The following is a 23,280-nucleotide window of genomic DNA, read 5'->3' on the forward strand; positions in this document are numbered from 1 at the left end:
AAGGGGATTGCCCATGACCGCCGAACCCGCATTGCTGCTGATCGATGCCGGCGGCACCATCGCCTCCGTGCCGGACGACCACGGCGTGCTGGTCGGCCGCGAAGGCAGCGCCGGCCTCACCGCCGCGCTGCCGCCGGTGCCGTATCGGCTGACGGAGCGGCAGGCCTATGCCGGCCTCAGCGAGGACATGGCCTTGGCCGACGCGCTGCGGATCGCCGACATGGTCGCCGTGGCGGAACGGGAGGGCCTGGCTGGCGTGGTGGTGGCGCACGGCACCGACACGATGGAGGATGTCGCCTTCCTCATCGACCTGCTGCATCCCGGCGCGATCCCGGTGGTGTTCACCGGCGCGCAGCGGGCGCCCGGTGCGCCCGGGGCGGACGGGATGGCCAACCTGCTGGATGCCCTCGCCGTGGCGGCGCATCCGGCGGCGCGCGGCATCGGCAGCGCGATCGTGTTCGGAGGGCGCATCCTGTCCGCGCCCGTTGCCATGAAGCTGGACAGCAGTGGGCCGGAGGCGTTCGGCCCGCAAGGCGCCGCCATCGGCCGGGTGGACGAATATGGCGTCCGGCTGGAACTGCTGCCCCGCCGCCGTCCGCCCTTCGATCCGGTCACGCCCGAACCGGAGGTGGAGATCGTCGCCCTGGGCCTTGGCAGCGGCGGGCGGCAGGTGGACCTGCTCGTGCAGGCGGGCGTGCGCGGCATCGTCGTGCAGGGCTTCGGGCGGGGCAACGTACCCGGCGAAGTGCTGCCCGCGCTAGAACGCGCCAAAGCGGCGGGCGTGCTGCTGGGCATTGCCACCCATTGCATCGGCGGCGGCACCGCGCCGTCCTATGCCTCCGGCGCCGCGCTGGCCCGACTGGGCGCGGTACCCGCCGGGCTGCTCAGCGCCCGCAAGCTGCGGCTGCTGCTGGCCGTGGCGCTGGGCGATGGACGCCCGGCTGCCGAGGCGGAGCGGCTGGCGCGTGATTGGCTGGCGCCGCAGGCCTAGCCCGTCCGCAGGCCCAGGAAGCGGCTGGCCCGGGCGGACCGGCGCAGCACGCTTTGTTCCAGCGCCACCAGCACCGCCAGGCTTATCCCGAACAGCGGCACCACGAAGCCGAGCAGCACCGTCAGCGCCACCAGCGCCCAGCTATGGCGCAGCTGCCCCTGCGGCGGCGGCGCGCCCAGTCTGCCGGTGGGCCGCCGCCGCCACCACAGGACGAGGCCGGCCACCGCCATGAGTGACAGGCCGGCTACCACCGCCAGGCCCAGCAACTGGTTGGCCCAGCCGAACAGCGCGCCTTCATGGATGGCGATGCCATAGCCGACCGCGCGGTCGATCGGGTGCCGGTCGGCGAAATCGAGCCTGCCGACGACCTGCCCGGCGGTGCCGTCCACCTCCACCGCGTCACGCAAGGGGCGATTGACGGAATTGCTGGCCGCCCGCCAGATCATGCTGCCGGCCTCCGCCGGGGGAGTGACATGGACGGGGCCGGCGAGATCCAGCCCGGCCACCGCCGGCACCACCTGGTCGAGCTGCGCCAGCGCTGCGGGCGCGGCAGGCTGCACCATCCCGTGATGCGCGTGATCGTCCGCCCGTGCGCCACGCGCCGCGCGGTCCAGCGCGGCGCGGCTGGCGGCCTCCGCCGCGGAGCCTTGCGACCAGTCCACCGGCCCGGCGCTCTGTCCCGTGACCTGCCGCACATGTGCTAGGTAATCGCTCCAGCTCAGCGCCCAGGGCAGGCCCGACAGGATCAGGAACGCGGCGGCGAGTGACAGCCAGACGCCCGTCACCGCGTGCAGGTCGCGCCACACGATCCGCCCGCGTGCGGTCAGCCGGGGCCACAGCACGCCGGCCCAGCCCTTGCGCCCGCGCGGCCACCACAGGAACAGGCCGGACAGCAGCAGAATCACCGTCCAGCTCGCCGCCAGTTCCACCAGAGCGGAGCCGGGGCGACCCGCCTTCAGCTCCCCATGCAGGCGCGCGATGAAGCGCATCAGCCGCGCCTCCTCCGCCACCCGGTACAGCACGGCGCCGGTCGCGGGGTGGAGGTAGACCCGCGTCTCCACCGCGCCCACGCCCACGATCACGCGCTGCGCGTCGTCCGGTTCGTCGGGCAGGATGAAGCTGTGCAGCACCGACCCCGGCACCGCGCCTTCCGCCCGCAGCGCCAGTTCGGATGGCGGCAGGCGCGGCCCCTCCAGCCGGAGCGTGTCGTATGGCCGGTCCAGCCACGCCTCGATCTGCGGTTTGAACAGGTAGATCGCGCCGGTGGCGGACAGCCACAGGATGAACGGCGCGGCGAACAGGCCGGCATAGAAGTGCCAGCGCCACACGGTGGCATACCAGCGTTCCGCGCGCATGGGCGCGCGCTCGGACGGGGAGGACATGAGAAAGCGATCCACTACTGACGGGAACACGGGCCGCGCACCGGCGGCAGGCGGTCAGTGGTGGGGCGGGGGTCCGGTGGCGGGCGGTGGCGGGGCGGCGAGGCCGCGGCCGATCATCACGGATCGCGGCAGCGGCGGCACACCCATGTCCGGGAACGATGCGTCTGACAGCGCGACGGGCGGCGATGGCAGCAAAGCGGCGGATGGCAACGCGGCATGGGGGCAGGTCTTGCCGTCCGCATCATCGGCGCCGTCATCGTCCAGCGCCGCCGCCAGCAGGCTGTTCGCGGCCGCCAGTGCCTGCTCCCGCGCTTGACCGTGCAATCCGGCGGAGCACAGCGTGATCGTCACGCCGGCGGCGGAGGCTCGCGGCATCCACCCGCGCGGCACAGCAACGCCCGCCAGCACGGCCAGCAGCAGGAGCACCAGCCCGCTACGCCGCACCACGCCAAGGATCGCTCCGTGCCCCATCGATCGGTGGTCTAGCCGGTGCTGCTACGCCTGACCATCCACCGGGCGGCAGCGTTGCAACCCGGTGCGGCGGCACTGCGCCACCAGCTCGCCGCGCTGGTTGAAGGCCCGGTGCGCGAAGGTGACGATACCCTGATCCGGCCGCGACCTGCTGGGCCTCAGTTCCAGCACCTCCGTCTCGATCCGCAGCGTGTCCCCGACGAACACTGGCCGCGGGAACCGCACCTCGTCCCATCCTAGATTGGCGACCGCGGTGCCCAGCGTCGTGTCGCCGACCGACACGCCCACCATCAGCCCCAGCACGAACACCGAATTGACCAGCACCTGCCCGAACTCGGTACCCGCCATGTATTCCGCATCGAGGTGCAATTGGGCGGGATTGTGCGTCAGGGTGGAGAACAGCAGGTTGTCCGTCTCCGTCACGGTGCGGCGGATCGGGTGGGCGAAGACCTGCCCCACCGCCAGTTCGTCGAACCACAGGCCCGCCATTGTCTCGCCTCCATCTCCCGTGCCAAGGCGTTAGCCTGGGGGGAGCGGGCGCGCCACCCATGCGTTGCCGCTGCCAAAGGAGAACGATCATGACCAACCGGCTGCCGCTGATCCTGCTTGCCGCCCTGTCGCTGACCGGCTGCAAGGCGCACTGGGACAATGTGCGCGAGGAAATGGCCCATACGCGGGACGATCCCGCCTGCGATGCCAGCGGGGTGCAGGGGCTGATCGGCCAGAAGGTCGACACCGCCATGGGCGAACGCCTGCGCAAGGGGACCCGTGCGAAGGACCTGCGCTGGGCGCCGCCGAACTCCGCCCTGACGATGGATTACCGGCCCGACCGGCTGACCGTCGCCTATGACGAGGATATGGCCATCACGCAGATCACCTGTGGCTGACAGAAGCGGGGTCGGCATCTGGCGGCAGGGCGCCGTCGGGCGCATCCGGCTGGCGCGCGGCGGGGCGCTGAACGCCCTTACTCCGGCGATGGTCGCGGCGATGACGGCGGCGCTGCTGGAATGGTGGGATGACGATACGCTCGGCACCATCATCCTGGATCACGACCCGGCCCATCGTGGCTTCTGCGCCGGGGGCGACGTCGCCTGGATGCGGCGGCAATTGCTGGCGGGTGAGCGGGCGGAGGTGCGGCGGTTCTTCCGCGACGAGTACCGCCTGAACCACCTGCTGCACACCTGTCCCAAGCGGCTCGTCTGCTTCATGGACGGGCCAACGATGGGCGGCGGCGTGGGTCTGGCGCTGCCGTGCCTGTACCGCATCGCCACCGAGAACACGGCTCTCGCCATGCCGGAAGGATCGATCGGCCTGTTCCCCGATGTCGGCACCGGCTGGTACCTGCCGCGCCTGCCACATCATATCGGGGCCTTCCTGGCGCTGACCGGCGCACGGCTGGACGGGGCGGAATGCCTGTGGGCTGGCCTTGCCACCCACTACCTGCCGGCGGCAGCGCTGGAGGACGCGATCGCCGCGATCACCGCCGATCCCGACGCGATAGAGGATGTGCTGGAACGCCTTGCCGCCGAACCCCCGCCCGCGCGGCTGGCGGGCAATGCCGAGAAGATCGAGCGGCTGTTCGCCGGCAGGTCGCTCACCGCGATCCGCGCCGCACTGGCGGCGGACGACAGCCGCTGGGCCGGGAAGGAACTGGCGGCAGTGGATGCGCGGTGCCCCACCAGCGCCGCGGTCGCGCTGCGGCTGTTCGCCACGCAGGTGCCGGACTTCGCCGCGCAGATGGCGCAAGACTACCGGATCGCCATCCGCATGATCGACCGCCCCGACTTTGCGGAGGGCGTGCGCGCGGTGCTGGTGGACAAGGAAGGGGAGCCGCTCTGGCAACCTCCGCCGAACGCGGCGGAGCTGGAAGCGCTGTTCGCGCCGCTGGCTGACGGGGCGGAGTGGACGCCGCTGTAGCGCCCTTGCCCGCCCCCAAGAAAATCTGCCCTGCCCGCCCGCTTGTGCAACGGCTGCGCAAGCGGCACTTCGCGCCCCGATATGCACCGCCTGACGCACCTCCAGCGGCTTGAGGCCGAATCGATCCACATCATGCGCGAGGTCGTGGCGGAGGCGCAGCGACCGGTGATGCTGTATTCCATCGGCAAGGACAGCGCGGTGATGCTCCACCTCGCCCGCAAGGCCTTCCACCCCGCGCCCCCGCCCTTCCCGCTGCTGCATGTCGACACGACGTGGAAATTCCGCGCCATGTACGCCATGCGCGAACGCGCGGCGGACGCGGCGGGCATGCAATTGCTGGTGCACCACAACCCGGAGGCGATGGAGCGCGGCATCAACCCGTTCGACCACGGCCCGCTGCATACCGACATGTGGAAGACGCAGGGGCTGAAGCAGGCGCTCGACAAATATGGGTTCGACGCGGCCTTCGGCGGCGCCCGCCGGGACGAGGAGAAGTCCAGGGCGAAGGAGCGCATCTTCTCCTTCCGCACGGCGAACCATGGCTGGGATCCCAAGAACCAGCGGCCGGAACTGTGGAACCTCTACAATGCGCGCAAGCACCGGGGCGAGAGCATCCGGGTGTTTCCGCTCAGCAACTGGACCGAGCTCGACATCTGGCAGTACATCATGGCTGAAGGGATCGACATCGTTCCCCTCTACCTCGCCGAACCGCGCCCCACGGTGGAGCGTGACGGCATGCTGCTGATGGTGGATGACGACCGCTTCCCGCTACTGCCGGGGGAGGAGCCGGTGATGCGTTCCGTCAGGTTCCGCACGCTCGGCTGCTACCCGCTGACGGGCGCGGTCGAGAGCGGGGCCGCGACGCTGCCGGAGGTCGTGCAGGAGATGCTGCTGACCACCACCAGCGAACGGCAGGGCCGCGCCATCGACAAGGACGAAGGCGGCGCCGGCATGGAGAAGAAGAAGCAGGAGGGGTATTTCTGATGGCCACCCTCCCCGACGAGACCCGCGCCTACACCCCCGACGCCCTGATCGCGGAGGATATCGGCGCCTACCTGCAGCAGCACCAGAACAAGGGGCTGCTGCGGTTCATCACCTGCGGCAGCGTGGATGACGGCAAGTCCACGCTGATCGGCCGCCTGCTATACGACAGCAAGATGATCTTCGAGGATCAGCTCGCCGCGCTGGAGGCGGACAGCGCGCGTGTCGGCACGCAGGGGCGGGAGATCGACTTCGCCCTGCTGGTGGATGGCCTCGCGGCGGAGCGCGAGCAGGGCATCACCATCGATGTCGCCTACCGCTTCTTCTCCACGGAACGGCGCAAGTTCATCGTCGCCGATACGCCGGGGCACGAACAATACACCCGCAACATGGTGACCGGCGCCTCCACCGCCGACCTGGCGGTGATCCTGGTCGATGCGCGCAAGGGCGTGCTGGTGCAGACGCGGCGCCATTCCTTCCTGTGCCAGCTGCTGGGCATCCGTCATCTGGTGCTGGCGGTGAACAAGATGGACCTGGTCAGGTACGATCAGCCCACCTTCGACGCGATCGTCGCCGATTACCGCGCCTTTGCCGCCAGCATCGGGGTGGAACAGTTCACCGCCATCCCGCTGAGCGGGTTCAGGGGCGACAACATCACCGCTGCCCCCTCCGCCAACACGCCGTGGTATGCCGGGCCCAGCCTGATGCACCACCTGGAAACGGTCGAGGTCGGCAACGATGTGGCGCAGGAACGCGCCTTCCGCATGCCGGTGCAATGGGTCAACCGGCCCAATCTCGACTTCCGCGGCTTCGCCGGGCAGATCGCCAGCGGCGTGGTGCGTCCGGGTGACGCGGTGCGGATCGTGCCCTCGGGCCGCACCACCACGATCAAGGCGATCGAGACCTTCGATGGCCCGCTGGACCAGGCGGTCGCTGGCCAGTCGGTCACGCTGACGCTGGCGGACGAGGTCGATTGCAGCCGCGGCGACGTGATCGCCGCGGCGGAGCATCCGCCCGAAGCGGCCGAGCAGTTCAAGGCCAGCATCGTGTGGATGGGGGAGGAGGCGATGATCCCCGGCCGCGCTTACTGGCTGAAGCTTGGCACGCAGATGGTCAGCGCCAGCGTCGCCGCCCCCCGTTACGAGATCGACGTGAACACGCTGGAACATCTGGCCAGCCCCACGCTGTCGTTGAACGGCATCGGCGTGGCGGAGGTCACGGCCGACCGGCCGCTGGTGTTCGAACCCTATGCCGACAGCCGGGCGCTGGGTGGCTTCATCCTGATCGACAAGCTGACCAACGCGACCGTCGCCGCCGGCCTGTTGCAGAACGCGCTGCGCCGCGCGCAGAACATCCACTGGCAGGCGCTGGACGTGGATCGCCACGCCCATGCCGCGCTGAAGGGGCAACAGCCGCAGGTGCTGTGGTTCACCGGCCTGTCGGGCAGCGGCAAGTCGACCATCGCCAATCTGGTCGAAAAGAAGCTCCACGCCGCCGGGCGCCACACCTTCCTGCTGGATGGCGACAACATCCGCCACGGGCTGAACAAGGATCTGGGCTTCAGCGAGGTCGACCGGATCGAGAACATCCGCCGCGTGGGCGAGGTCGCCAAGCTGATGACCGATGCCGGGCTGATCGTGCTGACCGCCTTCATCAGCCCCTTCCGGGCGGAGCGGGAGCTGGTGCGCGGCCTGATCCCCGATGGCGAGTTCCTGGAAATCTTCGTCGACACCCCGCTGGAAGTCGCCGAGGCGCGGGATACCAAGGGGCTGTACCGTCAGGCACGGGAGGGCAAGCTGCCCAATTTCACCGGCATCTCCAGCCCGTACGAGGCGCCCGAGCGGCCGGAACTGCGCATCGACACCACCCGTATCACGCCCGAACAGGCGGCGGAGATGATCGTCGCGCGGGTGCTGGGCGAATGGAGCCCGGTTCTTTGACCCCGGACCTTGCCGCCGACGCCGAACTCGCCGCGAAGCTCGCCCGTGCGGCGGGGCGCATCCTGCTCGAAGTGCGCGGCTGCGATCTGCTGGGCGGCAAGCCGCTGGGCGGCGCCGGGGACAAGGTGGCGAACACCTGGCTGGTGGAAACGCTGCGATCCCTGCGGCCGGATGACGGCCTGCTGTCGGAAGAGACGAAGGACACGCCCGACCGCCTGACGAAGGATCGGGTATGGATCGTCGATCCGGTGGACGGCACCCGTGAATTCGGGGAGTCCCGCTGGGACTGGGCGGTGCATGTAGGGCTGGCGGTGAACGGCGTCGCTGCGGCGGGTGCGGTGGCCCTGCCCGATTGCACCGGGCCGGAATGCGAGAACGGCCGCGGCCTGGTCTTCTCCTCCCACGCACCCGTACCGCTGCCTGCCGCGCAGGCCGTTCCGCGCATGGTCGTCAGCCGCACCCGCCCCGCGCCCGAGGCGCTGGCCGTCGCCGAGGCGATCGGGGCTGAGCTGGTGCCCATGGGCAGCGCCGGGGCGAAAGCCATGGCGGTGGTGCGTGGGCAGGCGGAGATTTACCTCCATTCGGGCGGGCAGTACGAATGGGACAATTGCGCCCCCGTCGCCGTGGCACAGGCCCACGGTCTGCACTGTTCGCGGATCGACGGCAGGCCGTTGCACTACAACAATCAGGACACCTGGTTGCCCGACCTGCTGATCTGCCGCCCCGAATGGGCGGACCGGGTGCTGGAGATCGTGGCCGGGCTGGCGCTTACGCCGTCCACGGCCCGGTAATCGCCACCGTCTTGGCCGGGCTGTAGAAGTTCACGAACAGCGTTCGCCCATCCGGGCTGAAGCAGGCGCCGGCCAGCTCGGTCTGTTCGCGCAGGAACGCGATGGGGTAGGCTTGCCCGTCCGGCGTGATGCCGCGCAGGTGGTTGGCGACCACATCCGTGTACTGGTCCTCGCACACCACCAGATGGCCATTGGGCCCGACCGTCAGGTTGTCGCCGTAATCGAACTGGTCCTTGCTCTCGCTTTCGAAGAACAGGTCCAGCGTGTCGCTGGTCCCATCCGCCGACGGACGCAGGCGGAAGATCTGCCCCAGGCCGGCCGCGCCGCCGCTGGTGCAGCAGAAGAACAGCTCGCCCTCGCCCATGTGGATGCCCTCTCCCCGTGCGAAGATCGCCGCGCCGGCGGCAGCGCCGCGATGGCGCAGATCGTCCTGCGGGCTTTCCACATTGTCGAGGTCGATCCAGCGCACGGCGCGGGCCTGCCCGCGCACGGCACCGGTCCGCCCTTCCCAGTTGCGCGTGTCGGCCGGCCCGTCGACCAGCGCCAGCGCCTGCAACTGCCCGCCATCGGCCAGCTTGCCGCGCGTGGTGGGGACGAAGCGGTACAGCAGGCTGTCCTTCACATCTTCCGTCAGGTAGACGAAGCCGGTCGCCGGATCGACCGCCGCCGCCTCGTGATTGAAGCGGCCCATGGCCTTCAGCGGCACCGGATCGACCAGCCCCGTGGCATTGGCCGGCACTTCGAACACCCAGCCATGGTCCTGGTTGATCTTGCCGTCGGCGCGCGCGACGTTCTCCTCGCAGGTCAGCCAGCTGCCCCACGGCGTGATGCCGCCCGCGCAATTTCGGATCGTGCCCGCCAGGCTGCGGTGCTGGCCCTGCAATTCCAGCGTCGCGGCATCCAGCACCAGCGTCGTCGTCCCGCCCGGCAGTGGCACCAGGCTGCGCGCCTGCGTGTCGAAGGCCGGCCCGGCCACGCCGCCGCCATCATTGGTCGGCATCAATTCGTGGTTTCGCACCAGCGCGATGCGGCCATTGCCGAGGTCGAAACAGCCCATGCCGTCCGCCCGGTCGGGCACGGTGAAGCCGTCGTCCATCGTGTCGCCCAGGCTGGAGATCACCCGATAGGTGAAGCCCCGTGGCAGATCGAGCAGCCCCGCCGGATCGGGCTGCAACGGACCGTAGCTGAAGCCGGCACCGGGCGCGGTCGTTGCACTCAGCGGCACCCGCATGCAGCCGCTGGCTGCCAGCGCGGCAAAGGCGCTGCCGGTAGCGGCAAGGAAGCGGCGGCGATCGGCGGCGAAGGTCATGGCAGCATTTTTCCGTGAGATGATGTGCGACGCGAACGGTTTCGTTAGCGCGGCGCCATGAACCGGCCATGTGTCAGGATCAAGAAGCCAGCTAGATCTCCGGCAGCGCCTGCTCGGCAAAACCCCATCCGGCCAACGCCTTGCCCCGCGCGCGGGCGAGCAGTTGCCGCGTGTCGCCGATGCCGAACGGGTGCGCGTGGTCAAAATCCTTCAGCTCTCCCCAGGCGATCGGCACCGCCACCGGCGCACCGGCGCGGGCGCGGGCGGAATAAGGCTGCACCGCCGTGCTGCCGCGCTGGTTGCGCAGGTAATCGATGAAGATCCGGCCAACCCGCTTCGCCTTGCTGAGGTTGGCGGTGAACCGTTCAGGCTCCGCCATGCTCAGCGCCTCGGCGAAGCGCTTGCTGAAATCCTTGTGCGCGTCCCACGAATGGCCCGGCGTCAGCGGCACCACCACATGCACGCCCTTGCCGCCCGACAGCATGGCAAAGCTGGCAAGGCCGATATCGGCCAGCCGGTCACGAATGTCGGTCGCGGCCTGCTTCACGTCAGCGAAGGCCAATCCTTCGTCCGGGTCGAGGTCGAACACCATGCGGTCGGGCGCCTCGACATCGGCGATCCGGCTGCCCCAGCCATGGAATTCGATTGTGCCCATCTGCACGCAAGCGGCGAGGCCGGCGGCATCCTCGACATACAGGTAATCCTCCGTGCTGCCGTCCTTCTCCCGGATCGGCACATGGTGGACGTGGTCGCCGAAACTGCCGCTGTCATGCTTCTGGAAGAAACACTTCTTCGCCCGGCCCTGCGGACAGCGGACCAGACTGATCGGACGCCCTGCGGCAAAAGGCAGCAGCAGAGGGGCGATCGTGGCATAATAGTCGGCCAGCTCGCCCTTCGTCTGGCCGCTTTCGGGAAAGATCACCCGCTCGCGGCTGGATATCCGCACCGCCTCCTCCGCCGGGGCGGGTTCGGGCGTTTCCGGCGCGACATCGGCTACCGGCTTGTCGCCGCGCAGGCCCAGGAAGCTGCCATGCCGGATCGCGCCCTCCCCAGTGAACTCGGCGAAGGCGACCTCCGCCACCAGCTCCGGCTCCACCCAGGTGACGCCGCGGCTGGCTACTCGATCCACCTCCGCCGGGGCGGTCTTGCGGGTCAGCTTCGCCATGCGGGCGGCGAGATCATCCAGCGTGGCAGCGTCGAAGCCGGTACCGACATTGCCCTTGTAGACCAGCTTGCCGCCTTCATGCTGCGCCATCAGCAGGCTGGCGAAGGGCCGCGCCTTGGCGCTCGACTTCTTCCAGCCGATGATGACAAATTCCTGCCGCCGGGTGCATTTCACCTTCACCCACGCCTTGCCCCGCGTGCTGCTGTACTTGCCGTCGATCCGCTTGGAGATGATGCCCTCCTGCCCGGCGGCGCACATCGCCGCCAACAGGTTCTCGCCCGCACCGATCACATGATCCGCCACATGGACGGGCGGCTTCGCACCGGCGAGCAGCGCCTCCAGCCGTTCCTTGCGCTCGATGTTCGTCAGGCCGGTCAGGTCCTCGCCCTCCACCCCCAGCAGGTCGAAGGCGTGGAAGCTCAGCGCATCCTTGTCGGTCTGCGCGCCGTGGCCACGCTTCAGCACCGCCTGCAGGGTGGAGAAATCGGGATTGCCGTCCTTGCCATAGGCGACGATCTCCCCATCGATCAGGCAGGGCGGCAGGTCCAGCGCCTGCAACTTGGCCACCAGCGGCCCGAACTTGTCCGTCCAGTCCAGCCCGTTGCGCGTGTACACCACCACCTGCTGCCCGGCGGCGGCGACCAGCGCACGGTAGCCGTCGAACTTGATTTCGTGCAGCCAGCCATTGCCGGTGGGCACGCTGTCCACCAGCGTGGCGAGTTGGACTTTACGGAAGGCGGGCGGCTTGCCGGTGGCCTTCCTGCGCTTCATCCCCGGCTTGACCGCTGCCTTGACCTTGCGAGCGTTACGCTTCGCCGCCTGCGTCATCTCCGCGGTGAAGGCATCGCCCTTCTTGCCCGCCAGCGAGTAGGCACCCGCCGTATCCGCGGCGATCTCCGCCATGGAGCGCCCGGTCAGCACGCTGGTGAGGCCGCGTTCCACCAGCATGTCGCCTTCCTGCGCATGGGCATCGGCGATCTTGCGCAGCAGCCAGTTCTCGCGCTTCTCCCCCGGGCGGGGCTTCAGCCGGATCAGCAGCCACTCGCCCTGCATCCGTTCGCCGTCGATGATGAAGTGCAGGTGCCCCTCGTCCAGGTCCTTGGCACTCTTGCCCGCGATCGGCGCCCAGGTGCCGCGATCCCACAGCATCACCGTGCCGCCGCCATATTCGCCCTTGGGGATGACGCCCTCGAACTCGGCATAGGATAGCGGATGATCCTCGGTCCGCACGGCCAGCCGCTTGTCGGCGGGATCGGGCGAAGGGCCGCGCGTCACCGCCCAGCTTTTCAGCACGCCGTCGACCTCCAGCCGCAGATCCCAGTGGAGACGGGTGGCGTCATGCTTCTGCACAATGAAGCGATTGCCGGTGCCGGGTGCGACTTTTCCCGAAGGTTCAGCCGTCTTTGTAAAATCGCGCTTGCGGTTGTATTCGGCCAGCAGGTCGGCGGCGGGGTCAGCCTTTTTGCGTGCCCGCGTCGCCATGGCTCAGGCGCTCTTGCGGGTGCGGGATGCGGCGGGTTTTTTCGCCGCCACCGCCGGCTTCTTGGCCGCCGCTTTCTTCGCGGCGGGCTTGGCCGGGGCCTTCTCCGCCCCGGCGCCGCTGCCGACCGATTTCTTCAGCGCCGCCATCAGGTCGATCACGTTGGACTTGCCCGATGGCTTGCCGTCATCCGGGTCCTCGACGATCCGCTTGTTGCCCTTCGCCTTGGCCTTCTTCTCGATCAGCCGCATCAACGCGTCGGCATAATTGTCGTGGAAGGTGGCGGCGTTGAAGGGCGCGGTCTTCTTGTCGATCAGCGTGGTGGCAAGGTCCAGCAACTCCGCATCGGGCTTAACATCGTCGATGTCGCTGAAGAAGGACTGCCCGCCGCGCACCTCATCGGCATAGCGCAGCGTCTCCATCAACAGGCCCTTGCCGCAGGGCTTGATGGCGACCAGCTGCTCCTTGCCGCGAATGGACAGCTGCCCCAGCGCGATCTTCTTCGCCCGGCGCAGCGCCTCGCGCAGCACGACGAACGCCTCCTCCGCCAGGTCGTCCTGCGGGGCGACGTAATACGGCTTTTCGAAATAGAGCGGGTCGATCTCGTGCGCCTCGACGAACTGGACCAGTTCCAGCGTCTTGCGGCTCTCGATCTTGACGCTCTCGATCTCCTCGTCATCCAGCAGGACGTAATTGCCCTTGGACAACTCGTAGCCCTTGATGATCTCGTCCCGGTCGATCGGGCCGATGCCTTCGACCACCTTTTCGTAGGAGACGGGCTTGCCGCTGGGTTCGTGGATCTGGCGGAAGCTGATCTTCGACGCGGTCTTCACCGCGGAATAGACCTCCACCGGGATCGACACCAGCGCCAGACGGATCTGGCCCTGCCAATAGGCGCGTGCTGCCATGCGCTGACCTCCTTTGCAGGCGAGTCAGCGCATGGCGCGGTGAATCGTTTCCGTCAGCCGATCAGAGGCCCAGCGCCGCCCTGATCGCAGCCCACGACACCAGCTTGAAGTTCTGCGCCGCGGGCTGGTTGTGCCCGTCCTGCGCGATGAACAAGCCCTCCGGATAAGCCGGGCCGAAATCGCCGGCGATCACCTCCAGTCCGTCCGTTTCCTCGCTGCCGCCGATCGTGCCGGGCACCACGGCGAAGCGGCCGGTCGGCGCCATGTCGGGCAGGCGGAACAGGGCATAGGCATTGTCGCCCTGGCTGCTGGCGACCAGCCAGCCGCCATTTGCGTCTTCCGGCACCAGGCCCAAGCCTTCGACATCGGCGACGAGGTAGCGATTGTCGACCGCGGCGACCATCTCGCCCGTCCCTGCGCCGGAACGGAAGCGCCAGATGCCGGCATCCTCCTCCCCCACATACAGCGTGCCGTCGCGATGATCGACCACGCAGCCTTCGGGCTGGGTCGCGACCTTCAGCGTGCGCAGATTCTCCGCCGTCAGCGTGGCGCCCAGCGTGATCCGCTGTTCGTAGATCGCGCCTTCCTTCACCGGGCTGTAGATCAGCAGCGTACCATCGCGGCCGGTGGCGCACATGCCATAAGCCTCCCCCGCGCCGACCGGGAGGATCGCCAGCTGGGTCAGGGTGGCCGTTGCGGGATCGAGGCGGAACAGCTGCGCCTTGGCCGCGGTCACGTCGTTGCGGTCGCTGGCGATGACGATGATGCCCTGCTGCCCCATGTCTACCAGGTCGACATTGTTGACCCGGCCGCTATCCGTGAAGCTGCGGATCGCCCCATCCAGGCCATAGACATACAGGCCCGCCTTCTTGTCGGTCGCCACGATCAGGCTGGCGGCGGGGTTCGCCGCATTGCGCCAGATCGCCGGATCGTCCGCCGCGTCGGCATTGTTGGTGCCGACGGGCGCGGTCTCGCCTGTCGCGGTGACGGGCACCGGCGGCAGGCCGGTGATCGCCGGCGTCGTTGCGCAGGCCCCGGCCAGCATGGGCAGCAGCCCGGCGGCAAACAACGGCAATACCCGCATCAGAAGCTCACCCGCATGCCGGCCTTCATGGTCCAGTTGTATTCCTCGTACTGCAGCAGGTTACGCCGCTGGGCGACGTTGTTGTAGGCGAAGTACTTGGCGTTGTTGATGTTGATCCAGTCATAGAACAGCTGGATGCGGTCGCTTGCGCGGTAGCGGACGGTCAGGTCCACCTGGAAGTGGTTGTCGACGATGCGATCCTCCTCCGCCGTGGCGCCCAGCTCGTCCAGGTACTTGTCGCGGTACGTTCCCGCCAAGCGGAAGGAGACCGGCCCCTTGTCGTAGCCGAGCGCGGCGTTGAAGGTGTGGCGGCTCGTCGACGGCAGCGTGATCTGCCGCAGATTGGCCGGATCGCCATCCACCGGCACGTCGCCGGTCGCGTCCGTCCAGGTATAGTTCAACTGCGTGATCAGGCCGTCCAGCGCACCGGGCAGCATGGTCCATTGCTGCGCGAAGCCGACCTCCACGCCATAGATCGTGGCGCTGTCGCCGTTGATCGGCAGCGTCGCCTCGTCCACCGGTACGCCGGCATATTCGGTTTCCTGGATCAGCGTGTCGACGATGTAGTCCTTAACGTCCTTGTAGAAACCAGCCACCGTCAGCGCGCCGTTGCTGGTCATGTACCATTCGGCGGAGGCATCGAAGTTCCATGCGCGATACGGGCGCAGGTTGGGATTGCCGAACTCGCCCTCGCGCTCGCCGCCATCCGATTCCTCGATCACGAACCGGGGCGCCAGTTGCGCCAGGCCCGGCCGCACCAGCGAGCGGTAGCCCGCGGCGCGCAGCACCAGGTCTTCGCTGGCTTCGAACCGTACGTTCAGGCTGGGCAGCCACTGGTCGTAATCGCGCTGGAACAGCACGGGGGCCACGGTCACGGTATCCTCGTCCTCGCCCTCGATCAGGGTGACGGTGTTGCCGCGGATGACGTTGTCGGTCCGTTCGTAGCGGACACCGCCGATCACGCGCAGCGTGTCGCTGTCCCACCGCCCCAGCAGGTAACCGGCGGCGATATCCTCCTTGATGGAGTAATCGGACGCCGCACTGTCTAACGCGGTATCGACCGGCTCCACCTCGAATGCGTCGTTGTTCGCCGCCAGGAAGCGGCGCGGCGACAGCTTGTCGACCACCGGCCCCATGTCGACCAGGCGGTAGGTCTGCCGGCCACCGAAATCGGCGAGCGTGATGTCCGCCCCTTCGATATGGGTGGTGTTGTTGTTGTACCGCTTGTCGCGCCAGCGCATCTTGCCGCCCGCCTGCACGGTGAAGCTGCCGCCCGCCATGGGGAAGCTGCGGGCGACGTCCAGCCGCCCGGCCCATTCGGTATCCTCCGCATCGGACAGGCTGGTGATCTGCACCTCGTCCAGTTCGTAGGACGAAGGGTCGAGGGCGTCGTTCGGCCCGGCAGCGATCGAATAGATCGGCACGCGCACGTCGCTGTAGTCGGCGTTCACCGCCAGCCCTTCTCCGGCGTAGTCGCGGGCGAAGGTGATCGGGTCGATGGAGCCGTCCTCCAGTTCCGTCGACCGGGCCCAGCTGCCCGAATATTCAACATGCCAGGTGTCGGTGTCGGTCTCGCCGCCGACCACCACGGTGCGGACGCGCTGCGTCTCGAAGCGGTCCTTCAGGTCGCGCTCGATCGTCAGCTCATATTCGTCATCCGGGCTGGCGGCATCGCCATCGGCGAAGGTGACGCCGGTCGCGCCATTGGCGGTCACGAACGCATCACCCGTGCCGAAGATGGTACGGCGGCGGTACTCGTGATCCTCGAACTGGCTGTACAGGCCGCGGGCATACAGCGTGGTGGTGTCCGTCGCGCGCAGGTCAAGGTTCAGCGAGGCGCTGGTCCGTTCGCGCTGCACGTCGTAGTCGCGGTATTCCAGCCCTTCGGCATAGATCGCGCCGTCGTCACCCTCGACCCAGTCCTCCGCCTCGACATTGTCGCTTTCGAAGCGGCGCTGGTAATAGGACAGGCCGCCGCTAATCCCGAAATCGGGCGTGACGCGCACGGCGAAGTCGACCGCGCCCTTGGGCGTCACTTCACCGACATAATCGTTGTAGCTCGCCTCCGCAGAGACGTTCAGCGCATCGCGACGGCGGGCGAAGGCGCTGGTCGTCTCGATATCGATGGACGCGCCGATCGTGTCGGCATCCATGTCCGGGGTCAGCGACTTGGTGATCTCCACGCTCTGGATCACATCGCTGCTGATGACGTCCAGCGCCACGCCCCGAATGTCACCCTCGGGCGAAGGCACCCGCACACCGTTCAGCGTGGTGGAGTTGAGGTTGGGGTCGAGCCCGCGGACGGAGACGAAGCGCCCCTCCCCCTGATCGTTCAGCACGTTGATGCCGGGCAGGCGGCGGATCGATTCCGCGACGTTCTGGTCGGGGAATTGCCCGATCGCGTCGCGCGTCAGCACGTCGCTGACCCGGTCGTTCTCCCGCTTGCGCGACAGGGCGCTGGCCTGGTTCGCGCCATAGCCGGTGACCAGGATCGCACGATCCGCGTTGCCCAGCGCGAAGTCGGCGCGCACGGTGCCGGTGGCCGGCACGGTCAGGGTCAGTTCCTGCGTTGGCGCGCCGACATAGGTGGCGACCAGCGTATAGGTACCCGCGGGCACTTCACCGAAGAGGAAGGATCCGTCCGCACCCGTCACCGCCTCTCGCCCAAGCTCGGCGATGCGGATGTTCGCGGACCGCAGCGCGATCGTGTCGGTGGCGTCCGTCACCGTACCGGCGACTTCCCCGGCGATCGCCGGCGCGGCGATCAGTGCAAGGGCGATGCTGCTGCTGGCCAGCAGCGGGCGGATAAGATGCATGTGCGTGTTCCCCGATCCAATGACCGGGGCCGCTAACCAGCATCAATGACGGTTACGGGGCAGAACCATTACCGATTTATGGCAGCGGATGGGTGTTGCTGCACTGCACCACCCATCCGTTCCAGCGAGAGGTCAGAGGATGTACTTGCTGAGGTCGGCATTGCCGGCCAGCTCGCCCAGCTTCTCCGCCACATATGCCTCGTCGATGGTCACCGTCTCGCCCCGGCGATCCTCCGCCTCGAAGCTCAGCTCCTCGAACAGCTTCTCCATCACCGTCTGCAGGCGGCGGGCGCCGATGTTCTCGACGCTCTCGTTCACCTGCGCGGCGATCCGCGCGATCGCGTCCACCGCCCCCGGGGTGATCTCCACCTGCAATTCCTCGGTCCCCAGCAGGGCGCGATACTGCGACACCAGATTGGCGCGCGTGTCGGACAGGATGGCGACGAAATCCGCCTCCGTCAGCGCCTTCAGCTCGACCCGGATCGGCAGGCGGCCCTGCAATTCGGGCAGCATGTCGGCGGGCTTGGCCACATGGAACGCGCCGCTGGCGATGAACAGCACATGGTCGGTCTTCATCGGCCCATGCTTGGTCGATACGGTCGTCCCCTCGATCAGCGGCAGCAGGTCGCGCTGCACGCCTTCCCGGCTGACGGAGCCGCCGCGCACGTCGCTGACCGCGATCTTGTCGATCTCGTCCAGGAAGACGATGCCGTTCGTCTCGGCAGCGGTGATGGCGGAGCGGGCGACATCGTCCTGGTCCATCCGCTTCTCGGACTCCTCGTCCACCAGCTTGTCCCAGGCATCGGGCACGCGCAGCTTGCGGCGCTTCATCGGCGTCTTGCCAAATGCCTTGCCCATCATGTCGCCCAGATTGATCATGCCGACGCCGCCGCCCATGCCGGGGATCTCCATCGGCATGGCGGGGGCTTCCTCCACCTCGATCTCGACCTCAACCTCGTTCATGGCGTTTTCGGTGATGCGGCGGCGGAAGCTCTCGCGCGTCGCCTCGCTGGCGCTGTCGCCGACCAGCGCGTTCAGCAGGCGCTCCATCGCGGCCTTGCTGGCGGCCTCGCGCACGGACTCACGCCGGCGCTCCTTCTCCAGCCGGATCGCCTCCTCCACCAGGTCGCGGGCGATCTGCTCCACGTCGCGGCCGACATAGCCGACTTCGGTGAACTTGGTCGCCTCCACCTTCACGAACGGGGCATCGGCCAGCTTCGCCAGTCGGCGGCTGATCTCCGTCTTGCCGCAGCCCGTGGGCCCGATCATCAGGATGTTCTTGGGCGTAACCTCGTCGCGCAGCTCGGCCGGCAGGCGCTGGCGGCGCCAGCGATTGCGCAACGCGACGGCGACGGCGCGCTTCGCCTCCCGCTGGCCGATGATGTGTTCGTCGAGGGCGGAAACGATCGCCTTGGGCGTCAGATTGTCATTCATCGCGGGCGAAATTGGGGTGGCGCCCGACCGGGTTCAAGCCATGCAGGCTTGCGAGTTGACGCGGGTATGGGTGGCCATGATCCGCGCGATCCCTTCGGGCGTGGTCACCGCGTCCCACTGCCCCTGCTCCCATGTCCCGCCCAGCAGGATGCCGTCGGCCCGCGGAAACATGTATCCACCCAGCATGTAGGCATAATCGATTTCCGCCTGAGGCAGCAGCACCGCCAGCTGCCCGCGCTTGGGCCCAAGGTGCGCGTCGTCGAACAGGTGATGGCTGCCAAGCCCGGTGCAGTTGAACACCAGCCGCTCGGGCAGCGCGGCGACATCCTGCGGCGTGGCGAAGCGCCGAACCACGATGCGCCCGCCCGACGCCAGGAACTCGGCGGTGAGATAGCGCAGGAACCGGCCGACCTCGACATACATGGTCTGGTAGCGGCTGACGGGACGGCCAAACGGGCTGTCGGCGGCGGACAGCACTTCGCGCCCGGCCATGAACCGCGCCATCGTGGGGGAACTCGGCGGGCGCGTCCCCTCGTCATAGGTCGCCAGCCAGCGGACGCCGGTGTCGCTGCCGGTCAGCAATTGCCAGCGATGCCAGGTGAAGGCGCACGCCGCCTCGAACTGCGCCAGCCACGCGGCATCGACATGCTCGCGCTCGAACACGCTGGCCGGCACGATCTGCCCGCCAGCGATGTTGCTGGTGGTATCGGGCGGCAGCGCGGCGGCGTAAATCGTCACCTGCCGCCCACGTTCCTGCGCCAGCCGTGCGGTGGTCAGGCCCGCGATCCCCGCGCCCAGCACCACCACGGCGCCTTCCCGCGCCGGCAGGCCGATCTCGGTCGCCAGACTGGCGGTTCCCCAGGACAGCGTGATCCCGCCGCCCCCATGACCGTAATTGTGGACCACCAGCGTCCCGCCCAGCGGCTCCGCCCGGACCACGAAGCCGCTGGGGCGATAGGGGCGCAGGCCCGCGATCGTGCGGATCACCCGTTCGGGCGAGACCATCACGCGCGGCAGGCAAGCCCCGCCAACCTGCCCGGCCACAAGTGCCGGGCGAATGGTGGTGCAGCCGCCAAGCAGGCCCGCTGCGGCGAAGGCGGAAAGGAAGTGGCGCCGGTCCATAGGTGGACCAGCCTAATGCGCGCGGGCGTCAGCCGCCAATCGTTTCAACCGTCACCCGGTCATTGGTGAACACGCACACCTCCGCCGCGACGGCCATGGCGCGCCGGGCGATCACCTCGGCATCCTGCTCGTAGTCAGACAGCGCCCGAGCCGCGGCGAGCGCGTAATTGCCGCCGCTGCCGATCGCGGCGATCTCGCCCTCCGGCTCCAGCACGTCGCCATTGCCGGTCAGCACCAGCAGCGTATCAGCATCGGCGACGATCATCAGCGCTTCCAGGTTGCGCAGGTACTTGTCGGTGCGCCAGTCCTTGGCCAGCTCCACCGCCGCCCGCAGCAACTGGCCGCTGTGCTGCTCCAGCTTGCGCTCCAGCCGTTCGAACAGGGTGAAGGCATCGGCAGTCGCCCCGGCGAAGCCGGCGATCACCTTGGGCACACCGTCCGGCCCGGCGGCACCGATCCGGCGCACCTTGCGCGCGTTCGGCTTCATCACCGTGTTGCCCATCGACACCTGCCCGTCGCCCGCGATCACGGTCTTGCCGTTCCGCCTGACGCCGATGATGGTGGTTCCGTGCCACTGAATCAGGCCGTGGCTTGCCCTGCTATCGTCCATGGCGCGGCATATGGGGCCACGGCCGGACGCTTCAAGCAACCTGCCTTACGGGCCGGTCGCGCCACCCGGCTGCTGCCCGCCCATCCCGGCCGCGCCCACCTGGCCGATATTGCCGAACAGATCCTCCAGGAAGCTGCGGTCACGGCCGAGCGTCGGGGTAGCGGCACCATCGGGGCTCAGCCGCACGACATCGTCCATCCCGCTCCGCTGCGCGCTGGCGACATTGCCCGCCTCGTCGAAGGTGACGGCAAGGACCGTGTGCTCCACGAAGCGCGGGTCGGTGAACGGCGCCTGCGCCGTCGTGCTGCCGATATAGTACCACACCGGCTGCCCGAACTGGCTGGTGAAGGTCGGCTGGCCCAGCGTCCGTTCGACGGACACGCGGTTGTCCACGCCCGGCTGGACCGACCCGATCAGCACCGGATCGGTGATGTAGCCGCGATGCTGACGAATGGAACTGCACCCGCCTGTCGCCAAGGCCATCGTCCCGGCCAGCGCCAGCAGCAGCCCAACCCGTGTCACACCCTGCATCGCTCGCCTTCCAACGCTTCCGTCACCAGCCCCGTCACCTATATAGGTGCCGCCTATATCGGGAAAGCGCCGGCCATAGAGGCGGGCCTGCCCTGTGGCAACACACGGGTAAACCCTGCCGTTGCGAGGCGCGCATTGAACCACCGGTGAATAGGAGGCAAAGCCGCCCGATGTCCGCCCTCTCCCGCCTGTTCCGTCCCCGACCCGACCCGCGCGGGCAATTGCGGCCGCTGTGGCATCGCGTCGTGGAGGTCTCCCGCGCAGAACGCTGGTACCGGCAGGGCGGCGTCGCCGACAGCGTCCCCGGCCGGTTCGACATGATCGCGACGATCCTGGCGCTGGTGCTGCTACGGCTGGAGGCGGCGGATGCCCCGCCCGAACATGGCGTTCACCTGACCGAACTGTTCGTGGCCGACATGGATCGGCAATTGCGCGAGAGCGGCGTCGGCGACCTGGTCGTCGGCAAGAAGATCGGCCGCCTGGTCGCCGCGCTCGGCGGGCGGCTGGGCGCGCTGCGCGATGCCTTCGCCCCCACGGCCGATCCCGCGCTGCTGGAGGATGCGGTGCGCCGCAACGTCACCCTGAACGATGGCGCGGAGGCCACGCCGCTGGCGGATCTGCTGCGGCAGTACCACGCCGCGCTCGCCACATATTCGCCCGATACGATCCTCGCCGCGGAGCTGCCGCAATGACCGACGCGCCCGAACTGTCCCGCATCATCGACCGCCGCCACCTGACCGCCCGCCCGGTGCGGGTCGAGGCGGATGCTGACGAGCGCAAGCGGCTGGCCACCCGCTTCGGCCTGGTCGCCGTCGACCGGCTGGAGGCGGAGCTGGCCCTGGTGGCCGAAGGGGAGCGGGTCACCGCCACCGGCCGCCTCACCGCTGCCATCGTGCAAAGCTGCGCGGTCTCCGGTGACGACCTGCCGGCGACGATCGACGAGAAGCTGACGCTGGTCTTCGTGCCCGAGCAGCCGATCGAGGCGGAGGAGGTCGAACTGGAAGAGGCCGAGTTGGACGAGATCGCCTATACCGGCACCACCTTCGACTTGGGGGAAGCGATGGCGCAGAGCCTGGCGCTGGCGATCGACCCCTATGCCTGCGGGCCGGAAGCCGATCGCGTGCGGGAGGAGGCGGGCCTCAACCAGCCGGGTGCGGGTGGACCGTTCGCGGCGCTGGCGCAGCTGCGGAAGAACTGAGCGCCGCGTTCCGGGCCGCCTCCAGCCGCTGCTGCCGCGCCTCCCGCCGGCGCTTCAGCACGGCGAAGCCGGTGATCGCCGCGGTTCCGGCCAGGCACATCGTATCCTCCACCACGCCGACAGGCAGGTCGCGCCCCAATGCGCGGGAGGCGAAGGCGCGCACGCGGTAGCCGAGGTACGCCCCGGCAACCGCACCCGCCGCGCCGATCAGCGCCGCCTGCGTCCGCTCCTCCGGCCGGGCGATCGCCGCCGCCGACAGGGCCGCGCCCGCCATTCGCCCGCCGATCGCCATCGGGTCGGTCCGGTCGGGCGTGCCCGGCTGCACATCGACGTAATATTCCGCCGCCGCGCCGATCGTGAACAGGCCGGCGGTCAGCGGATGCGCCAGGAAGGCGAGACGGCTGCCGTCCAGCTTCAGCGCGCCACTCGCCGCCGCCAGGCTGACGATGGCCGGCGGCGTCATCGTGCGCTGGCCATTGGCCATGCCCAATGCGAAGGGCAACGCGGCCTCCTCCAGCGGCAGGGGCGTGTAGTCGCGGCTCTCGGCCGCATCGGGCCGATCGCGTAGTGCCCGGCGCACCGCCTCCGTCGCCATGCCGAACACGACGTGGGACAGGTAGGCATAGGCGTGGGTGCGCAGGCTGTAATGCCAGGCCGGCCGGGCAAGCCCGGTCAGCGGCACGGCCAATTGGTCGATCAGCGTGGCGCTGGCGATCCCGAACAGCGCGCCGCGTCCGGCGGTCGCAGGACGATACCGCTCCGCCAGCAGGCCGTACACGGCCCCGGTCAGCCCGCCGATCACGTAATGCACAGCGCTGCCGGCGGCGGCCCGATCGCGCTTGGGCACGTCGCTGCCGCTCACCAGCCGGGCGACGATATTGGCCGCCTTCTCCGGTGCGGGCGTCTGGTCGCCGTGATCGGGGCCCGACGGCTGGAACAGCGGGATCACCGCGCTCTGGAACCGGTCCATGGCCCACGACGCGGCGAGGCCCGCCGCGAGGCCGCCGGCCGTACCGCGCATGTCGTCCAGCGCGCGGGGTGCCGGGATGGGATTGCTGGCCATGGGAGAACTCCTGCTGTGTGGCCTGTCTACCCGGCGGAGAGGCGGCGGTTCCGCCGCCATTCAAACAAGAAAGGGCGGCACCCTCGC

The 23,280-nt window shown here is 68.8% G+C and carries 21 protein-coding genes; 8 read left to right on the top strand and 13 right to left on the bottom strand.

The window, feature by feature from the left end:
• The first annotated feature begins 13 nt into the window (after positions 1–13).
• The gene (locus V5740_RS09020) at positions 14–991 is read left to right on the top strand and encodes an asparaginase (protein WP_347302154.1); all 978 of its coding nucleotides are present in this window, start codon (positions 14–16) and stop codon (positions 989–991) included.
• On the opposite strand, the gene V5740_RS09025 is transcribed toward V5740_RS09020, so the two are convergent.
• The 3 genes from V5740_RS09025 to V5740_RS09035 are packed head-to-tail and all read right to left on the bottom strand — an operon-like array spanning position 988 to position 3,333.
• Positions 988–2,388, bottom strand: a complete 1,401-nt coding sequence (locus V5740_RS09025; protein WP_347302155.1) for a PepSY domain-containing protein — start codon at positions 2,386–2,388, stop codon at positions 988–990. The genes V5740_RS09020 and V5740_RS09025 overlap by 4 nt on opposite strands.
• Positions 2,389–2,427: 39 nt before the next feature.
• Positions 2,428–2,820: a hypothetical protein gene (locus tag V5740_RS09030; protein WP_347302156.1), complete on the bottom strand. Its 393-nt coding sequence runs from the start codon at positions 2,818–2,820 to the stop codon at positions 2,428–2,430.
• A gap of 48 nt (positions 2,821–2,868) precedes the next feature.
• On the bottom strand, positions 2,869–3,333 hold the full coding sequence (locus tag V5740_RS09035) for a MaoC family dehydratase (RefSeq protein WP_347302157.1): 465 nt from the start codon (positions 3,331–3,333) through the stop codon (positions 2,869–2,871).
• 89 nt (positions 3,334–3,422) lie between these two features.
• Here V5740_RS09035 and V5740_RS09040 point away from each other — a divergent pair, with 89 nt between their 5' ends.
• Genes V5740_RS09040 through V5740_RS09060 form a run of 5 tightly spaced genes read left to right on the top strand, consistent with a single transcriptional unit; the run spans position 3,423 to position 8,473 of the window.
• Positions 3,423–3,731: an I78 family peptidase inhibitor gene (locus tag V5740_RS09040; protein WP_347302158.1), complete on the top strand. Its 309-nt coding sequence runs from the start codon at positions 3,423–3,425 to the stop codon at positions 3,729–3,731.
• Positions 3,724–4,761 (top strand): enoyl-CoA hydratase/isomerase family protein, encoded by a 1,038-nt coding sequence (locus tag V5740_RS09045; RefSeq protein ID WP_347302159.1) that lies wholly within the window; start codon positions 3,724–3,726, stop codon positions 4,759–4,761. Before V5740_RS09040 ends, V5740_RS09045 begins: the two co-directional genes overlap by 8 nt.
• 42 nt (positions 4,762–4,803) lie before the next feature.
• Positions 4,804–5,745 (top strand): sulfate adenylyltransferase subunit CysD, encoded by a 942-nt coding sequence (gene cysD, locus V5740_RS09050; protein WP_347302160.1) that lies wholly within the window; start codon positions 4,804–4,806, stop codon positions 5,743–5,745.
• The gene (gene cysN / locus V5740_RS09055; protein ID WP_347302161.1) at positions 5,745–7,682 is read left to right on the top strand and encodes a sulfate adenylyltransferase subunit CysN; all 1,938 of its coding nucleotides are present in this window, start codon (positions 5,745–5,747) and stop codon (positions 7,680–7,682) included. The genes cysD and cysN overlap by 1 nt, the downstream gene beginning before the upstream one ends.
• Positions 7,679–8,473, top strand: coding sequence for a 3'(2'),5'-bisphosphate nucleotidase CysQ (locus V5740_RS09060; protein ID WP_347302162.1), 795 nt, complete (start codon positions 7,679–7,681; stop codon positions 8,471–8,473). Before cysN ends, V5740_RS09060 begins: the two co-directional genes overlap by 4 nt.
• On the opposite strand, the gene V5740_RS09065 is transcribed toward V5740_RS09060, so the two are convergent.
• From V5740_RS09065 to bamE, 9 genes are all read right to left on the bottom strand, one after another.
• Entirely contained in the window at positions 8,451–9,782 is a 1,332-nt protein-coding gene (locus V5740_RS09065; protein WP_347302163.1) for an alkaline phosphatase PhoX, read from the bottom strand. The two genes, V5740_RS09060 and V5740_RS09065, sit on opposite strands and share 23 nt — an antisense overlap.
• Before the next feature lie 91 nt (positions 9,783–9,873).
• Entirely contained in the window at positions 9,874–12,429 is a 2,556-nt protein-coding gene (gene ligD, locus V5740_RS09070) for a DNA ligase D (protein WP_347302164.1), read from the bottom strand.
• 3 nt (positions 12,430–12,432) lie between these two features.
• The gene (locus V5740_RS09075) at positions 12,433–13,335 is read right to left on the bottom strand and encodes a Ku protein (protein WP_347302165.1); all 903 of its coding nucleotides are present in this window, start codon (positions 13,333–13,335) and stop codon (positions 12,433–12,435) included.
• A 61-nt stretch (positions 13,336–13,396) separates the two neighbouring features.
• Positions 13,397–14,419 carry a phytase gene (locus V5740_RS09080; RefSeq protein WP_347302166.1) on the bottom strand — a complete coding sequence of 341 codons (1,023 nt, stop codon included), beginning with the start codon at positions 14,417–14,419 and terminating at the stop codon, positions 13,397–13,399.
• Positions 14,419–17,235, bottom strand: a complete 2,817-nt coding sequence (locus V5740_RS09085) for a TonB-dependent receptor (protein ID WP_347302167.1) — start codon at positions 17,233–17,235, stop codon at positions 14,419–14,421. The genes V5740_RS09080 and V5740_RS09085 overlap by 1 nt, the downstream gene beginning before the upstream one ends.
• Before the next feature lie 132 nt (positions 17,236–17,367).
• Positions 17,368–18,669 (bottom strand): ATP-dependent protease ATPase subunit HslU, encoded by a 1,302-nt coding sequence (gene hslU, locus V5740_RS09090; protein ID WP_347302168.1) that lies wholly within the window; start codon positions 18,667–18,669, stop codon positions 17,368–17,370.
• A 33-nt stretch (positions 18,670–18,702) separates the two neighbouring features.
• The gene (locus tag V5740_RS09095; protein ID WP_347302169.1) at positions 18,703–19,791 is read right to left on the bottom strand and encodes an FAD-dependent oxidoreductase; all 1,089 of its coding nucleotides are present in this window, start codon (positions 19,789–19,791) and stop codon (positions 18,703–18,705) included.
• A 28-nt stretch (positions 19,792–19,819) separates the two neighbouring features.
• Positions 19,820–20,401 carry an ATP-dependent protease subunit HslV gene (hslV, locus tag V5740_RS09100; protein ID WP_347302170.1) on the bottom strand — a complete coding sequence of 194 codons (582 nt, stop codon included), beginning with the start codon at positions 20,399–20,401 and terminating at the stop codon, positions 19,820–19,822.
• 45 nt (positions 20,402–20,446) lie between these two features.
• A complete protein-coding gene (bamE, locus tag V5740_RS09105; protein WP_347302171.1) occupies positions 20,447–20,932 on the bottom strand; it encodes an outer membrane protein assembly factor BamE in 486 nt (161 codons plus the stop codon).
• Between the two features lie 170 nt (positions 20,933–21,102).
• Between bamE and V5740_RS09110 the strand changes: the two genes are divergently transcribed.
• Positions 21,103–21,624 carry a ubiquinol-cytochrome C chaperone family protein gene (locus tag V5740_RS09110; protein WP_347302172.1) on the top strand — a complete coding sequence of 174 codons (522 nt, stop codon included), beginning with the start codon at positions 21,103–21,105 and terminating at the stop codon, positions 21,622–21,624.
• Positions 21,621–22,130 carry a YceD family protein gene (locus V5740_RS09115; RefSeq protein ID WP_347302173.1) on the top strand — a complete coding sequence of 170 codons (510 nt, stop codon included), beginning with the start codon at positions 21,621–21,623 and terminating at the stop codon, positions 22,128–22,130. The genes V5740_RS09110 and V5740_RS09115 overlap by 4 nt, the downstream gene beginning before the upstream one ends.
• On the opposite strand, the gene V5740_RS09120 is transcribed toward V5740_RS09115, so the two are convergent.
• Complete coding sequence (locus V5740_RS09120) at positions 22,072–23,193, bottom strand: DUF1440 domain-containing protein (protein WP_347302174.1); 1,122 nt, start codon at positions 23,191–23,193, stop codon at positions 22,072–22,074. The genes V5740_RS09115 and V5740_RS09120 overlap by 59 nt on opposite strands.
• Positions 23,194–23,280 lie beyond the last annotated feature (87 nt).

The organism is Croceibacterium sp. TMG7-5b_MA50 (assembly GCF_039830145.1).
GTDB lineage: Bacteria > Pseudomonadota > Alphaproteobacteria > Sphingomonadales > Sphingomonadaceae > Croceibacterium.

Excerpts from the sequence above, each read along its gene's own strand:
- V5740_RS09020 (WP_347302154.1), top strand. The coding sequence starts at position 14 with ATGACCGCCGAACCCGCATTGCTGCTGATCGATGCCGGCGGCACCATC.
- V5740_RS09035 (WP_347302157.1), bottom strand. The coding sequence starts at position 3,333 with ATGGCGGGCCTGTGGTTCGACGAACTGGCGGTGGGGCAGGTCTTCGCC.
- V5740_RS09040 (WP_347302158.1), top strand. The coding sequence starts at position 3,423 with ATGACCAACCGGCTGCCGCTGATCCTGCTTGCCGCCCTGTCGCTGACC.
- cysN (WP_347302161.1), top strand. The coding sequence starts at position 5,745 with ATGGCCACCCTCCCCGACGAGACCCGCGCCTACACCCCCGACGCCCTG.
- V5740_RS09065 (WP_347302163.1), bottom strand. The coding sequence starts at position 9,782 with ATGACCTTCGCCGCCGATCGCCGCCGCTTCCTTGCCGCTACCGGCAGC.
- ligD (WP_347302164.1), bottom strand. The coding sequence starts at position 12,429 with ATGGCGACGCGGGCACGCAAAAAGGCTGACCCCGCCGCCGACCTGCTG.
- V5740_RS09075 (WP_347302165.1), bottom strand. The coding sequence starts at position 13,335 with ATGGCAGCACGCGCCTATTGGCAGGGCCAGATCCGTCTGGCGCTGGTG.
- V5740_RS09080 (WP_347302166.1), bottom strand. The coding sequence starts at position 14,419 with ATGCGGGTATTGCCGTTGTTTGCCGCCGGGCTGCTGCCCATGCTGGCC.
- V5740_RS09085 (WP_347302167.1), bottom strand. The coding sequence starts at position 17,235 with ATGCATCTTATCCGCCCGCTGCTGGCCAGCAGCAGCATCGCCCTTGCA.
- hslU (WP_347302168.1), bottom strand. The coding sequence starts at position 18,669 with ATGAATGACAATCTGACGCCCAAGGCGATCGTTTCCGCCCTCGACGAA.
- V5740_RS09095 (WP_347302169.1), bottom strand. The coding sequence starts at position 19,791 with ATGGACCGGCGCCACTTCCTTTCCGCCTTCGCCGCAGCGGGCCTGCTT.
- hslV (WP_347302170.1), bottom strand. The coding sequence starts at position 20,401 with ATGGACGATAGCAGGGCAAGCCACGGCCTGATTCAGTGGCACGGAACC.
- bamE (WP_347302171.1), bottom strand. The coding sequence starts at position 20,932 with ATGCAGGGTGTGACACGGGTTGGGCTGCTGCTGGCGCTGGCCGGGACG.
- V5740_RS09110 (WP_347302172.1), top strand. The coding sequence starts at position 21,103 with ATGTCCGCCCTCTCCCGCCTGTTCCGTCCCCGACCCGACCCGCGCGGG.
- V5740_RS09115 (WP_347302173.1), top strand. The coding sequence starts at position 21,621 with ATGACCGACGCGCCCGAACTGTCCCGCATCATCGACCGCCGCCACCTG.
- V5740_RS09120 (WP_347302174.1), bottom strand. The coding sequence starts at position 23,193 with ATGGCCAGCAATCCCATCCCGGCACCCCGCGCGCTGGACGACATGCGC.